The sequence below is a fragment of the Peribacillus sp. NPDC096622 genome, from assembly GCF_044762665.1.
GTDB classification, from domain to species: domain Bacteria; phylum Bacillota; class Bacilli; order Bacillales; family DSM-1321; genus Peribacillus; species Peribacillus frigoritolerans_B.
This window is the reverse complement of the sequence record NZ_JBIWES010000038.1, coordinates 1-13,149: the sequence shown is the minus strand read 5'-3', so window position 1 is coordinate 13,149 and position 13,149 is coordinate 1. Positions and strand designations below refer to the sequence as shown.

Genomic DNA, 13,149 nt, shown 5'->3' with positions numbered 1-13,149 from the left:
CGTCGATTCGCTCGACTTGCATGTATTAGGCACGCCGCCAGCGTTCGTCCTGAGCCAGGATCAAACTCTCCGAAGAAATGTTTGACTTGCTCATTCGCTTTTTTGATAGTGTGTGCTCACTTAAAATTTAACGTTGGCGCTTTGTTTTGTTCAGTTTTCAAAGAGCGATTTTTTCGTCCTTACTTCGTAAGCGACTTTATTATCTTATCATTTACCGAACCTAATGTCAACAATTATTTTCATAATGTTTTTCGGTTGGGCAATGTGTGATGTCGTTATTGGCGACTCCTAATATATTATCAGGTTGATGAGTTATCGTCAATGGTTTAATTAGTTTTTTTTGAAAAAACTATAACATGATAAAAACCCCAAGGAGATATCCATGAGGTTTTCATAAGAATGACTTCGACGTAATATCCTTTAAATGATCCAATAACCAATGGCCGCCAAAGCGGCAACCCCCGGTATCCCAAGCAGGCCGGCGACTGCCGAGGTAACAGGGTTGATGGGTACATGAATGCCCGCTTGATTCCCAAGTGTATTCAAAAAGAACAAAAATGCTGCACCGATAATGACCTTTATAATGCCCTGCCCTATGAACCGGACAGGTCTTAATGGCGCCCCGATAATGAGGAGCATTAAAATCAGGCCGCCAACTACGGCAACAAAGACAACTGGTTCCAAACTCATTCCTCCCCGCAAGCTTGTACTACACTTATATGAAGGGATCGTTGGATTAAGAACCGAAAAAAATGGCCATGAGGAACACACAATCCTTCACGGCCATTTCCTTATCATCTTTTTAAGCGGACATTCCTTCTTTTAACTTCCCTGAACAAGTAGAAATATTTCACTTCCGCCAGTCTCGTTTGGGCGATTACTTCCTCAGATGGGTCAACGCTTTTTTCAAGTAATGATTTTTGATTATGCCAATTCCATTTCAAATGTTCAAGCTCTTCAATTAATGAATCATTGAATTCATTCCGAAGTTTCTTTTTTTTACGAAAGAACAAGTGGAAGTCCTCCCAGCTATCTTATATTTCTCTTCTTCCTTCTATTGCTTTTGATAGCGTCACTTCATCCGCATACTCCAAATCTCCGCCAACAGGAAGTCCGTGGGCAATTCGGGTCACTTTGATGCCTGATGGTCTAAGCAACCGCGAAATATACATGGCTGTCGCTTCACCTTCAATGTTAGGATTAGTAGCCAAAATTACCTCCAGCACTGTTTCATCTTGCAGGCGCTTTAATAAATCGGGAATATTTATATCTTCCGGACCGATTCCGTCCATCGGGGAAATACTGCCATGCAGTACATGGTATAAACCATCGAACTCTCTCATCTTTTCCATAGCTATTACATCTTTCGGGTCCTGAACCACACAAATCAAACTTCTGTCCCTCTTTTGATCTTCGCAAATATAACAGGGATCTTGATCTGTAATATGACCACAGACTGAGCAATACATAAGATTCCGCTTAGCATTAACAAGTGCTTTTGCAAAATCCAAAACAGTATCTTCCTTCATGCTTAGTACATGAAAGGCTAATCGAGCAGCCGTTTTAGGACCAATCCCCGGCAATTTCATAAAACTGTCAATAAGCTTGGAAATTGGTTCTGGATAATGCATCGAATTCCTCCTAAAAATTTCAAAAGAAACCCCCTGAAAGGAAGTTTCTTTTGAACTTGCTTAAAACATACCCGGAAGGTTCATTCCCTTAGTGAATTGTCCCATCGTTTGGTTTGTCAGTTCTTCCGCCTTTTTCAAAGCATCGTTAGTGGCAGCCAACACTAAATCCTGAAGCATATCGATATCATCCGGATCGACAACTTCCGGTTTGATGACTACATCGACTATTTCTTTATGTCCAGTCACGATGACCGTTACCATTCCGCCGCCGGCAGTCCCTTCAACCTTTTTTTCACCTAATTCTTCTTGTGCCTCTGCCATCTTCTTTTGCATTTTTTGCATTTGTTTCATCATGTTCTGCATATTACCGCCGCGCATACCCATTTTCCTTACCTCCAATTATTCTTTAATTTCAAGTAAATCATCGCCGACTAATTTTCTAGCCTCTGCTATAAAGGGGTCTTCTTCTTTTGATTCCGTTTCTTCTGGACCGTCGAACTGCTGTGTTGAGATGAAATCCTCCCGCAACCCTTGCCACTGGCTTTCCGGAACTCCGGCTATCTCCATTCGGTGTCCGGTCAATTGCTGCATGATCGAGGCTATCACTTCCACGAAACGGTTATTTTCCATTGCCATTTGACAATGAATATCATATTTGAATTTTACCACAAAAGCTTCAGTTGACGCAGCAACAGGTTCTGCCTCCGTTAATAAAGCTGCCAATGACTTTTGGTTTTGCAGACCTAACTGTTCAAGCACTTCCCCCCACTTACTTTTCACAGCATTAAGATCTGGCTTTGTAGCTTGTTTCAAAACTTGATTGATCTTTCCTGCAGGTGCTTTATATGACTTTTTAACGGCCCTTTGCGCCTTAGCCTGCTCTGCAGGTTTTTCTGTCATGGCTGCCGGAATGCCGTTTTTCTGCATTTCGAGTAATTTCTTCTCTAAATCTTCTATTTTCTGCTGCAGCTGTTGAAGCTGCCCGTTATCAATTTGATTTGACTTTTGCTCATTACATAACTTCACAAGTGCCACTTCAAGGAAAATCCTTGGATGATTTGTCCATTTCATATCCTGCTGTGTTTGATTGAAGCTTTCAATAATGGAGTAAATCGATTCAGAAGAGATTACTTCTGCCAATTCCTTGAATTGGGGATCTATCAAAACACGCTCGAAGGATTCTGCCAGTGCCGGTGCCGTTTGAAACAAAAGCATGTCACGGAAATAATAAATCATGTCTTCTATGAACCTAGCCGGGTCTTTTCCCATGGCCAGCAATTCTTCAAGGACTTCAAGTGCCACCGCCACTTCTTTATCATATATAGCTTTTGCCAGCCGGCTTAAAAACGCCTGCGAAACAGATCCGGTGACAGTCAATGCATCCTCCACTGAAACCGTCTCCGAACTGAAGGATATCGCTTGATCAAGGAGGCTTAGTGCATCCCGCATCCCGCCTTCGGCTGCCCTCGCAATGATATGCAGGGCTTGTTCATCACATGAAACACCTGTTTCTGCAATGATTTGTGACATCCTGCCAACTATATCTTGAGGCTGGATCCGTTTAAAATCGAACCTTTGGCAACGGGAAATGATCGTTAGTGGAATCTTATGAGGTTCAGTCGTCGCCAATATGAAAATCACGTGCTTCGGAGGTTCTTCCAATGTCTTTAAAAGCGCATTGAAAGCTCCTTGTGAAAGCATATGCACTTCATCAATGATATAAACTTTATATGTAACCGCGTTAGGTGCATATTTGACCTTATCACGAATGTCACGGATTTCCTCGACACCATTATTGGATGCTGCATCAATTTCTATAACATCTGATATGGAGCCATCGGTGATTCCGCGGCAGGTAGCACATTCGTTACACGGCTCACTTGTCGGGGCATGCTCACAATTCACTGCTTTCGCTAGAATTTTGGCAGCACTTGTTTTCCCTGTTCCACGTGGACCGGAAAATAAATAGGCATGTGAAACCTTCTGCCCGACCAAAGCATTCTGCAACGTTTTCGTTACATGTTCCTGCCCGACTACATCAATGAATTGTTGTGGCCGCCATACCCGGTATAATGCTTGATACCCCACGGAAATCCCTCCTTCTTTTCTCCATCTTGTTTATTATACATTACTGATTTCCTTAATATCAAAGGCTAAAAAGAAATTTCATCACTGCCTCATTTTTTTCAAAAATACCAAGCGCTTTACCTTCTTGGCATAAAAAAAAACCCACCCGATACGAATGAGTTTTTGTTTATGTAAAATAACTGCCGTGCACCTTCTGTCGATTAGCAACCATAAGCGTTACTTAAGCAGTTAGCTCGACCCAGGCAACCCTGCGGCACATGAGAACTTCCACTTAATGCTGCTTCCTTCCGGACCTGACATGGTTCATGGAGTCCCATTGCGCAGGACCCGGGCGTCAACACCACTTACTTAAGGCAGGCCCTACAGAATGCTAACCTCGAGAAGGGATTCAACCTCGCTAGAGCGGATTGCGAGTACAGGGCACCGCTACCTCCCCGTCTAGCACGGCAAAAGTAATACCAATTTCAAAGCGTCATGTCGACGCATAATTCATTATACTAAGGTAACAAAAAAAACGCAAGTGTTGTTCATGGACAGTTTGATTCCAAATTTATCAAATGATGCAAAGCCTCATCTTCAACATTCGTTTTTAACCTATTTATATTCTTCGGCACTCTTGAGTGCTTGTTCTCTTTTTAAAGTTTTCTTTCTATCCCTAAGCTCTTTAAAAAAAGAAGTCAATATCCAGCCGCACTCTTCCCCTAATATACCGCTTGTAACATCACATTGATGGTTAAAGCGTTCATCTCGAAGTAAATTCATGAATGTGCCTGCACAGCCTGCCTTTGGATCATGCGCTCCAAAAACAACCCTTTTTACCCTTGATTGCAAGATGGCACCAGCACACATCGGGCAAGGTTCCAGCGTTACATATAAAGTCGCATCTTCAAGACGCCAACTGCCAGTAGCACGGCAAGCCTCATTGATTGCAAGCAGCTCCGCATGTGCCGTCGCATTTTGTTCCGTTTCCCTCAGGTTATGCCCCGTCGAAATTACTTGATCATCTATTACGATCAAAGCGCCAATCGGCACTTCATTCAACATCTGCGCCTTCTTTGCTTCCTTTAAGGCTAAATTCATGTAATAAACATCATCCTTCATAAAAAAACCCCCTCATATTAAGTAGGAGTAAACAGACAAATATAAGACAAAAATAAAGGTCATACTACTTGTTCTAATGAATAGTAACGCATGCGGCATATGTGCTGCAAGTAAATTCTCACAATACAGGAGGATATACCATGAATCGACCTGAATCGCCTTCTTTTGCATTGCTTATCATTGATATGATCAATGATTTTGATTTCAAATACGGGAATATGCTTCTTGAACATTCGAAACTTATCGTCGAACCGATTTTAAAATTAAAAAGGCAAATGAAAGAAAAAGGTTTTCCAATCATTTATATCAACGATCATTATGATTTATGGCAGGCTGACTTCGATAAAATTATTGATAGATGTAAAAATGAAGGAAATGCCTCAATCATCGAAAGAATAAAACCTCAACAGGACGATTTCTTTCTCATCAAGCCGAAGCACTCCGCTTTTTATGGGACGGCACTCAATACACTACTTAAACGATTAAACGTGGATACCCTGATCATTACAGGCATAGCTGGCAACATCTGCGTCCTATTCACGGCCAATGATGCCTATATGCGGGAATATAAATTATGGATTCCGAAGGATTGCATCGCTTCTGCATCAAAGGAAGATAATCATTACGCATTAAAAATGATGAACCATGTTCTCAAGGCATCCATAAAACAAGGTGAAGATATTTAATCAATCAATTGAAAAAGTCACTAACCTACATCCCTCCCCAATAACCACTCTTTCATTCTCTTTCTTTATCAACCTGACAAAAATGTCACTAAAGTCCCAAGTCTGTGATACAATATCTCTTGGCGAAATTCCTAATGAACGGGAATTTCAGCTTGATACCTCACGAAGGAGGACAGATTGGATGAAATCCACCCCATTTATCACTGTCGAAGGTCCAATCGGCGTGGGAAAAACATCACTTGCAAAAGTTATCGCAGATCATTTTCAAATTTCACTATTAAGGGAAATTGTCGATGAAAATCCATTTCTCGGGAAATTCTATAAAGATATTGATGAGTGGAGCTTTCAAACAGAAATGTTTTTTCTATGTAACCGTTATAAACAATTGGAAGATATCGAAAAAAAGTATCTTACTAATAACCAAGCCGTGGTGGCTGATTATCATATATTCAAGAACTTGATATTTGCTGAACGTACGTTAAAGAACGAACAATACAATAAATACCTTGAGATATTCAATATTTTAACAAGGGATATGCCTAAACCTAATATGGTGATTTATTTAAACGCAAGTCTTGATACCCTTCTCTCCCGAATCGGTAAAAGAGGTCGTGAATTCGAAGAAAATATATCCTCCATTTATTTGGATCAGTTATCCGCGGATTATCGAACGTTCATGGAAACATTTGAGAAACAGCACCCTGACATCCCTGTTCTTACATTCAACGGAGATGAGCTGGATTTTGTCGGGAACAAGGATGATTTGAAAACGATAATCAGCCAAATAGAGAATGCCCTGCACAAAGGAGTAAAGTCAAATGAACTTACGAAAGAAATATAATATTCCAAACAACGCCGTCATTACGATAGCAGGGACGGTTGGCGTAGGAAAATCGACCATGACCAATGCATTAGCCGATGCCCTTCAATTCAGGACATCATTTGAGAAGGTTGATACGAACCCCTACCTGGATAAGTTTTACGATGATTTTAATCGTTGGAGTTTCCACCTGCAAATCTATTTCCTCGCTGAACGTTTTAAAGAGCAAAAAAAAATCTTCGAATATGGCGGCGGTTTTATCCAAGACCGTTCCATTTATGAAGACACCGGGATATTTGCAAAAATGCATTATGAAAAAGGCACGATGAATGATGTGGACTACGAAACTTATACAAGCCTTTTCAACGCCATGGTAATGACACCATACTTCCCGCACCCTGATTTACTTATCTATCTCGAAGGTTCGCTGGATGATATCCTCAACCGGATCCAAGAGCGCGGCCGTCCAATGGAACAGCATACCCCAATTGAATATTGGCAGGAAATGCACGGCCGTTACGAACAATGGATTGATCAATTCAACGCCTGCCCTGTCCTTCGATTAAATATAAACGAATACGACCTTATGCAGGATGAAGCAAGCATCGAACCCCTTATAAAACGGATTGCCGAATATATGGAGCAAACCAAGTTGCTGCGAAATGTGTAAAACAGAAAAACCACCGGTTATCCGGTGGTTTTTTAATATATTAGAAAACAAAAATTCCGTTACATGTATGTAACGGAATTCATCGATATCCAATTTATGCGCTGTGGTTATTAATAAGTTATGGAGGAGGTAGAGGGATTCGAACCCCCGCGGGATTTGACTCCCCTGTCGGTTTTCAAGACCGATCCCTTCAGCCGGACTTGGGTATACCTCCGTATCAACATTTATTATATTACATGTAATTAAAATCAAAGTCAAGCCCTCTATAAAGTTTTTTTAAAATAATTTTCAAACTTTGATAAAAAGGGGAATCAGCTTCTTTAATCAGAAGCTGATTCCTTTTGACTTACGGCTTAATGACTTCCGCACCGCGCATATATGGACGTAATACTTCAGGAATGATAACACTGCCATCTTCCTGCTGGTAATTTTCCAAAAGGGCAGCGACTGTACGGCCGATTGCCAAACCTGATCCATTTAGAGTATGGACGTGTTCCGGTTTGCCTTTTGCATCACGTCTGAAGCGAATATTGGCCCGTCTTGCCTGGAATGCTTCAAAGTTACTGCAAGAAGAAATTTCGCGGTACGTTCCATAACTCGGGATCCAAACCTCGATATCATACTTTTTAGCAGCAGTGAAACCAAGATCTCCCGTACACATGCTTAGCACTCGGTATGGAAGGCCTAGCAATTGAAGGACCTTTTCGGCATGACCTGTAAGGTTTTCCAACTCTGCATAAGAATCTTCCGGCTTCACGAACTTCACTAGTTCAACTTTATTGAACTGGTGCTGACGAATCAATCCGCGGGTATCACGACCAGCAGATCCTGCCTCTGAACGGAATGAAGCGCTGTATGCCGCATAACTTATCGGCAGATCGTCCGCGCTCATGATTTCATCACGATGGAAGTTTGTCACCGGGACTTCAGCTGTAGGAATCAAGAAGTAATCATCACTTTCAATACGGAAAGCATCCTCTTCGAATTTAGGCAATTGACCTGTCCCAGTCATGCTTGCACGGTTCACCATATATGGTGGCAGCATTTCTTCATATCCGTGTTCCTCAACATGAAGGTCTAACATAAAGCTAATTAATGCACGCTCTAATCGAGCACCAAGCCCCCTATAAAATACAAAGCGGCTTCCGGTCACTTTTGCTGCCCGTTCAAAATCCAGGATGCCTAGATCTCCAGCTACATCCCAGTGTGGTTTCGGTTCAAACTTGAATTCCGGTAACTCCCCCCATTTACGGATTTCGACATTATCGTCTTCCGTCTCACCAACTGGCACACTTTCATGCGGAATATTCGGAATGGAAAGAAGTAATGATTCTAACCGGGCTTCCACTTCACGAAGCTCATCATCGAGACCTTTTATACGGTCACCAACTTCACGCATTTCAGCAATCAACTGATCTGCATCTTTTTTCTCCCGTTTCAATGCGGCCACTTGCTGTGAAACTTCATTTCTTTGGCTTTTCAACTTTTCCGTATCAGCAATCAAAGTCCGGCGCTTTACATCCAGTTCCTCAAATTTACCTAAATCGGTTAAATCTTCACCTCTAAATTGCAATACACGCTTCACTTCTTCAAAATTATTTCTTACATATTTCAAATCCAACATTTTCAGTTCCTCCTTAATATTTTGATGATTTATCAAAGAACGCAAAAAACTCCCGTCCCCTGAAGAAGGGACGAGAGTTAACCCGCGTTGCCACCCTAGTTGAAGGCCTATGAAAAACGCCCACCACTTATCACGATAACGGCTTTTAACCGAAAGTATTTACTGACCCAAAGGGCTTTCCATACTCTGCTCCAGGAGGGATTCACAAAACTCTAACACCGATTTCCACCAGCCATCGGCTCTCTATAGAAAGAAATACTTGTTACTATTTCCTGTCATTGCTTTCTTATATAATCAGATTATTTTCCATAATGTACTATAATTTTGTACATTACGCAACCGTTTTATACGCGAAACTTAAAACCAGCCTTTAACAGTCGAAGCTACACTGCTCCATACGTCACCAAAGAATCCGCCAACCGCCCGCATGGATAATACGAACCAGTTTGCCTTTTCAACAGATTCAGCAGCCACGACGTTAACCTTAACCGGATCGCCGTTGATGTACCCGTAATCTTCTCCTTTTTTAGGAGTGACTGTGATGTAACCGAGCTTTTCACCTTTTTTGATTGGTGCAGTCAGCTTACCATCATCATTCAATTTGTTTTTATCGATCACTAAATCTGTTTTATAGTTATCTTTCCCACCATTTTCAACAAGTAGCTCGATTGCCTTTTCAGATTGAATCTTGACTTCTTTTTCCTTGCCTTTCACTACTGACAGTGTTTCTTTTCCTTTCACCTGGTAGTTGGCTGGAAGGACTTTTTCCTTTTTAAAGGTTGCATAAGCATAGTTCATAAGCTTAGTGCTATCTGCAAAACGTTCGTTTTTATTAGTGGACTTCATGACCACCGTGATATAGCGCTGACCGTCCTGGATAACCGTCCCTGTATGGCCATAACCGGCAAAGTCTGTAGATCCCGTTTTTAGTCCATCTACGCCTTTATATTCAAAAATCAGGCCAGGCAGCATCCAGTTGAAGTTCGGATATTCTTTTCCATCACGGAACTTCAATTTAGAAATGCTGGCGATTTTTAAAACTTCCGGATAATCATTTATTAAACGATAAGCAAGTAGTGCAGTATCTTTTGCTGTCATGATATTTTCATCATCTTCATCACCTGAAGGATACTGCCCTAATAAATCGGTGTTATTCAAACCGCTGGCGTTAACGAACTTATGGTTTTTCAAGCCTAATTCCTTTGCTTTTTCGTTCATTAACTTAACAAAGCTCTTTTCACTTCCAGAAACTAGTTGTGCTAAAGCTACTGTAGCCGCATTTCCGGAATAGACGGCCATGGCTTGATATAGTTCCTTAACTGTATAATCTTCACCTTCTGTTAACCCAACATTCGACAAATTGGGTGCTTTTGAAAGGTCATGTACGTATTTATTTATTTTTACTTTTTGATCCCAACTGATTTTCCCATTTTCAATTGACTCCATTATGATGTACTCGGTCATCATTTTAGACATGGATGCAATCCCTAATACTTTATCGGCATTTTTTTCATACACGATTTGTCCTGTTTCACCATCGATTATGATGGCTGCCTCTGCTTTTAAACCTAAATTATCAGATTCAGCAACAGCTTCCCCCGGTTGATAGGCAAATTGCGACATAACAAGAACAAAAACAAAAGTGAAAATGAGGGTCATCTTGCTGATTTTTTTCAATTTCCAATACCTCCAACTTTTAAGCTAATCTCTATAACAAAGAAGAAACTTTATGTAATTCCCTTGACACCTTGTCTAGTTTATCACAGAAAAAATAAAAAAAATAGACAGAGTAATCGCAGACTCTGTCTATTTTAATAATAAATTTTAATGACGATTATATGTTAAATTCATTACATTGAATAGTTCGGTGCTTCTTTTGTAATTTGGACATCATGAGGATGGCTCTCCCTTAATCCGGCACCTGTCATTTTGACAAATTGAGAGTTTTCTCTCAACTCTTCCAATGTGGCTGTACCGCAATATCCCATACCTGAACGAATGCCGCCTATCAGTTGGAAAATGGTATCCGAAAGAGGTCCTTTGTATGGAAGGCGCCCTTCGATGCCTTCCGGTACGAATTTCTTGTTATCTTCCTGGAAGTAACGATCTTTAGATCCTTTTTCCATTGCAGCAACAGAGCCCATACCCCGATACACTTTAAAACGGCGGCCTTGGAAAATTTCCGTTTCGCCTGGGCTTTCAGTTACACCTGCAAGCATACTTCCAAGCATTACTGCATGTCCGCCTGCAGCCAGGGCTTTAACGATATCACCAGAGTATTTAATTCCGCCATCAGCGATAATCGTTTTACCATGTTTTCTAGCTTCTGTCGCACAATCGAAGACAGCCGTGATTTGTGGAACACCTACACCAGCCACAACCCTTGTCGTACAGATTGACCCTGGTCCGATTCCCACTTTCACTACATCAGCTCCCGCTTCAATCAATGCTTTCGTACCTTCAGCTGTTGCCACATTACCGGCAATGATCGTCAATTCAGGATATGTCCCGCGAATTTCCTTCACCATTTCAAGGACACCTTCTGAATGACCATGAGCAGTATCAAGTACAATTGCATCGACATGGGACTTAACAAGCATTTCTACACGTTTCATTGTATCCTTAGTCACTCCGACTGCGGCACCTGCAAGCAATCTCCCTTGCTTATCTTTCGCCGAATTCGGGAACTCAATGACTTTCTCGATATCTTTGATCGTAATAAGTCCTTTAAGAACTCCATTATCGTCTACAAGAGGAAGCTTTTCAATTTTGTACTTTTGAAGAATCTTCTCTGCTTGTTCCAAGTTAGTTCCTACTGGCGCTGTGACCAGATTCTCTACTGTCATGACACTGGAAATCTTCAAGGAAAAATCGGAAATAAATCGCAAATCACGATTTGTAATGATACCCACAAGTTTTTGATCCTCAATATTGTTGACTACAGGAACACCCGAAATGCGATATTTACCCATTAAATGCTCTGCATCGAATACCTGGTGATCTGGCGTCAAGAAAAACGGATCGGTAATTACACCGCTTTCTGAACGTTTTACTTTATCCACCAGTTCAGCTTGTGCTTCAATGGACATATTTTTATGAATGATACCTAATCCACCTTGACGAGCCATGGCAATCGCCATCTCAGCTTCTGTCACGGTATCCATTCCTGCACTGATGATAGGAAGGTTGAGCTTTAAGTTTTCAGCTAAGCTGACTTGAAGGTTAACATCTTTCGGCAAAACCTCTGATTTCGCTGGAATTAATAGGACATCATCAAAGGTTAAACCTTCTTTTGCAAATTTATTTTCCCACATTATTTTCCCCTCCTGCTTAAAAATATTATTTGTAGGTTATCAATAGGACATACTACTGTCAAGAAGAGAAATAAATGTTTGATTATTCTATTAATTCGGAGGATAGCTGCAATGCCTGAAAACAATGATAATTTCGATAAATATACACCTTTTTTTTCCGCATCTTCCTCACAACTTTTTTTACAAAAATGTTACGCACAAGAAAAAATAGCAGAAGCGGACATCAAAAGTTATGATAATTGTTATCCATTTATTTACCATCTTGAACATGCTAAAACTTATTATAATCAGGCAGCCATTGCACCACTTTCCATTCAACCAATCCTGACATTTTACGGATTCGCCCAATTATTAAAGGCTTGTCTGCTCACAATTGATCCTAACTATCCGGAATCAACTTCGATGCTTGCCCATGGGGTAACTACGAGAAAAAAGAAAAAGCAACAATATGAATTTTTAAAGGATGAAGTGAAAACGCAAAAGAATGGACTTTTCACCTGCATAGCCGAGAAATTATTTCATATCAAGCATCTGGAAGGTGAAAAATTCTCCATGGGTACACTTATGAAGGAAATCCCAGATATGCAAAACTTTACATGGTCCGTTTCCAAGAAAAATTTCGTCGCCCTGTTACCCTCTTCGAATGGTTTTCAATTACCCTCAACCATATTGGATAGCTATCAAATGTCCAGCAGTCGATTGGAAGAATTTTTGAAAGCTAAAACGAATCAAATTTACAGTATTTCAGAAGCTCCTGGAACACTGCATTTAAAAACAGATGGTGTTCCTATTCATAATGCCGCTTCTCCAATACGGTATAATTTGGAAGAAGGACAGTTCATGCTATCTCTAAATAAGGATTCGTCAGCTTTTTCATTACCTGAACTTTTGATCCATTATTTGATTTCTTATAACCTTAGCATAATAGCTCGTTATGAAACAGAATGGTGGGCAGAGCTGATGAAAACCATGCCTAATGACGATTACCCTTGCATTGTACAATTCCTTAAAATAAGCCAAGCTAAGGTGCCATTTTTAATATTTGAATGGATTAAGTCGGAAAGGTTCCATTTCTGACCCTTCCTACAACCTATTGGTGAATTGATCTATCCTGAAACGACAAAAAAAGACCAGCCGGATGGCTGATCTTTTTAAATGGCTTGGCGGCGTCCTACTCTCACAGGGGGAAACCCCCAACTACCATCGGCGCTGAAG

At 40.9% G+C, this 13,149-nt stretch carries 13 protein-coding genes, 1 tRNA gene, 1 rRNA gene, 1 other RNA gene and 1 other annotated feature; of the genes, 4 read left to right on the top strand and 12 right to left on the bottom strand.

All coding sequences use genetic code 11. The features are described 5' to 3' along the window. The 8 genes from ACIQYG_RS26170 to tadA form a co-directional block, all read right to left on the bottom strand. Window positions 1-76: ribosomal RNA gene (locus ACIQYG_RS26170) — 16S ribosomal RNA — on the bottom strand; the annotation flags it as partial. 344 nt (window positions 77-420) lie between these two features. After that, complete coding sequence (locus ACIQYG_RS26165) at window positions 421-690, bottom strand: pro-sigmaK processing inhibitor BofA family protein (RefSeq protein ID WP_370694145.1); 270 nt, start codon at window positions 688-690, stop codon at window positions 421-423. A 104-nt stretch (window positions 691-794) separates the two neighbouring features. After that, window positions 795-1,013 carry a YaaL family protein gene (locus ACIQYG_RS26160; protein WP_063236519.1) on the bottom strand — a complete coding sequence of 73 codons (219 nt, stop codon included), beginning with the start codon at window positions 1,011-1,013 and terminating at the stop codon, window positions 795-797. 21 nt (window positions 1,014-1,034) lie between these two features. Beyond that, a complete protein-coding gene (recR, locus tag ACIQYG_RS26155; protein ID WP_402844327.1) occupies window positions 1,035-1,631 on the bottom strand; it encodes a recombination mediator RecR in 597 nt (198 codons plus the stop codon). Between the two features lie 60 nt (window positions 1,632-1,691). After that, window positions 1,692-2,009, bottom strand: a complete 318-nt coding sequence (locus ACIQYG_RS26150; protein WP_076373267.1) for a YbaB/EbfC family nucleoid-associated protein — start codon at window positions 2,007-2,009, stop codon at window positions 1,692-1,694. 21 nt (window positions 2,010-2,030) lie between these two features. Further along, on the bottom strand, window positions 2,031-3,719 hold the full coding sequence (dnaX, locus tag ACIQYG_RS26145; RefSeq protein ID WP_402844324.1) for a DNA polymerase III subunit gamma/tau: 1,689 nt from the start codon (window positions 3,717-3,719) through the stop codon (window positions 2,031-2,033). 182 nt (window positions 3,720-3,901) lie between these two features. Beyond that, window positions 3,902-4,166: signal recognition particle sRNA large type (gene ffs / locus ACIQYG_RS26140), an RNA gene on the bottom strand. 147 nt (window positions 4,167-4,313) lie between these two features. After that, window positions 4,314-4,820: a tRNA adenosine(34) deaminase TadA gene (gene tadA, locus ACIQYG_RS26135; protein WP_402844321.1), complete on the bottom strand. Its 507-nt coding sequence runs from the start codon at window positions 4,818-4,820 to the stop codon at window positions 4,314-4,316. Between the two features lie 140 nt (window positions 4,821-4,960). Between tadA and ACIQYG_RS26130 the strand changes: the two genes are divergently transcribed. The 3 genes from ACIQYG_RS26130 (at window position 4,961) to ACIQYG_RS26120 (ending at window position 6,996) form a co-directional block, all read left to right on the top strand. After that, window positions 4,961-5,506 carry a cysteine hydrolase family protein gene (locus ACIQYG_RS26130; RefSeq protein ID WP_402844318.1) on the top strand — a complete coding sequence of 182 codons (546 nt, stop codon included), beginning with the start codon at window positions 4,961-4,963 and terminating at the stop codon, window positions 5,504-5,506. 181 nt (window positions 5,507-5,687) lie between these two features. Next, window positions 5,688-6,347: a deoxynucleoside kinase gene (locus ACIQYG_RS26125; protein ID WP_402844316.1), complete on the top strand. Its 660-nt coding sequence runs from the start codon at window positions 5,688-5,690 to the stop codon at window positions 6,345-6,347. Continuing rightward, window positions 6,325-6,996 carry a deoxynucleoside kinase gene (locus ACIQYG_RS26120; RefSeq protein ID WP_402844313.1) on the top strand — a complete coding sequence of 224 codons (672 nt, stop codon included), beginning with the start codon at window positions 6,325-6,327 and terminating at the stop codon, window positions 6,994-6,996. The genes ACIQYG_RS26125 and ACIQYG_RS26120 overlap by 23 nt, the downstream gene beginning before the upstream one ends. Before the next feature lie 121 nt (window positions 6,997-7,117). Here ACIQYG_RS26120 and ACIQYG_RS26115 read toward each other — a convergent pair. The 4 genes from ACIQYG_RS26115 to guaB form a co-directional block, all read right to left on the bottom strand. Then, window positions 7,118-7,210 (bottom strand) — tRNA-Ser (locus tag ACIQYG_RS26115). A 132-nt stretch (window positions 7,211-7,342) separates the two neighbouring features. Then, window positions 7,343-8,620 carry a serine--tRNA ligase gene (gene serS, locus ACIQYG_RS26110; RefSeq protein WP_402844310.1) on the bottom strand — a complete coding sequence of 426 codons (1,278 nt, stop codon included), beginning with the start codon at window positions 8,618-8,620 and terminating at the stop codon, window positions 7,343-7,345. A 63-nt stretch (window positions 8,621-8,683) separates the two neighbouring features. After that, window positions 8,684-8,908, bottom strand: a binding site (T-box leader). 69 nt (window positions 8,909-8,977) lie between these two features. Beyond that, window positions 8,978-10,297 (bottom strand): D-alanyl-D-alanine carboxypeptidase family protein, encoded by a 1,320-nt coding sequence (locus ACIQYG_RS26105; RefSeq protein WP_402844307.1) that lies wholly within the window; start codon window positions 10,295-10,297, stop codon window positions 8,978-8,980. A 173-nt stretch (window positions 10,298-10,470) separates the two neighbouring features. Next, window positions 10,471-11,934, bottom strand: a complete 1,464-nt coding sequence (gene guaB, locus ACIQYG_RS26100; RefSeq protein WP_402844304.1) for an IMP dehydrogenase — start codon at window positions 11,932-11,934, stop codon at window positions 10,471-10,473. A 111-nt stretch (window positions 11,935-12,045) separates the two neighbouring features. Between guaB and ACIQYG_RS26095 the strand changes: the two genes are divergently transcribed. Beyond that, the gene (locus ACIQYG_RS26095; RefSeq protein ID WP_402844301.1) at window positions 12,046-13,011 is read left to right on the top strand and encodes a YaaC family protein; all 966 of its coding nucleotides are present in this window, start codon (window positions 12,046-12,048) and stop codon (window positions 13,009-13,011) included. Window positions 13,012-13,149 lie beyond the last annotated feature (138 nt).

Coding starts and splice junctions, on each gene's coding strand:
- ACIQYG_RS26165 (WP_370694145.1), bottom strand. CDS start 690: ATGAGTTTGGAACCAGTTGTCTTTGTTGCCGTAGTTGGCGGCCTGATT.
- recR (WP_402844327.1), bottom strand. CDS start 1,631: ATGCATTATCCAGAACCAATTTCCAAGCTTATTGACAGTTTTATGAAA.
- ACIQYG_RS26150 (WP_076373267.1), bottom strand. CDS start 2,009: ATGCGCGGCGGTAATATGCAGAACATGATGAAACAAATGCAAAAAATG.
- tadA (WP_402844321.1), bottom strand. CDS start 4,820: ATGAAGGATGATGTTTATTACATGAATTTAGCCTTAAAGGAAGCAAAG.
- ACIQYG_RS26130 (WP_402844318.1), top strand. CDS start 4,961: ATGAATCGACCTGAATCGCCTTCTTTTGCATTGCTTATCATTGATATG.
- ACIQYG_RS26125 (WP_402844316.1), top strand. CDS start 5,688: ATGAAATCCACCCCATTTATCACTGTCGAAGGTCCAATCGGCGTGGGA.
- ACIQYG_RS26120 (WP_402844313.1), top strand. CDS start 6,325: ATGAACTTACGAAAGAAATATAATATTCCAAACAACGCCGTCATTACG.
- serS (WP_402844310.1), bottom strand. CDS start 8,620: ATGTTGGATTTGAAATATGTAAGAAATAATTTTGAAGAAGTGAAGCGT.
- guaB (WP_402844304.1), bottom strand. CDS start 11,934: ATGTGGGAAAATAAATTTGCAAAAGAAGGTTTAACCTTTGATGATGTC.
- ACIQYG_RS26095 (WP_402844301.1), top strand. CDS start 12,046: ATGCCTGAAAACAATGATAATTTCGATAAATATACACCTTTTTTTTCC.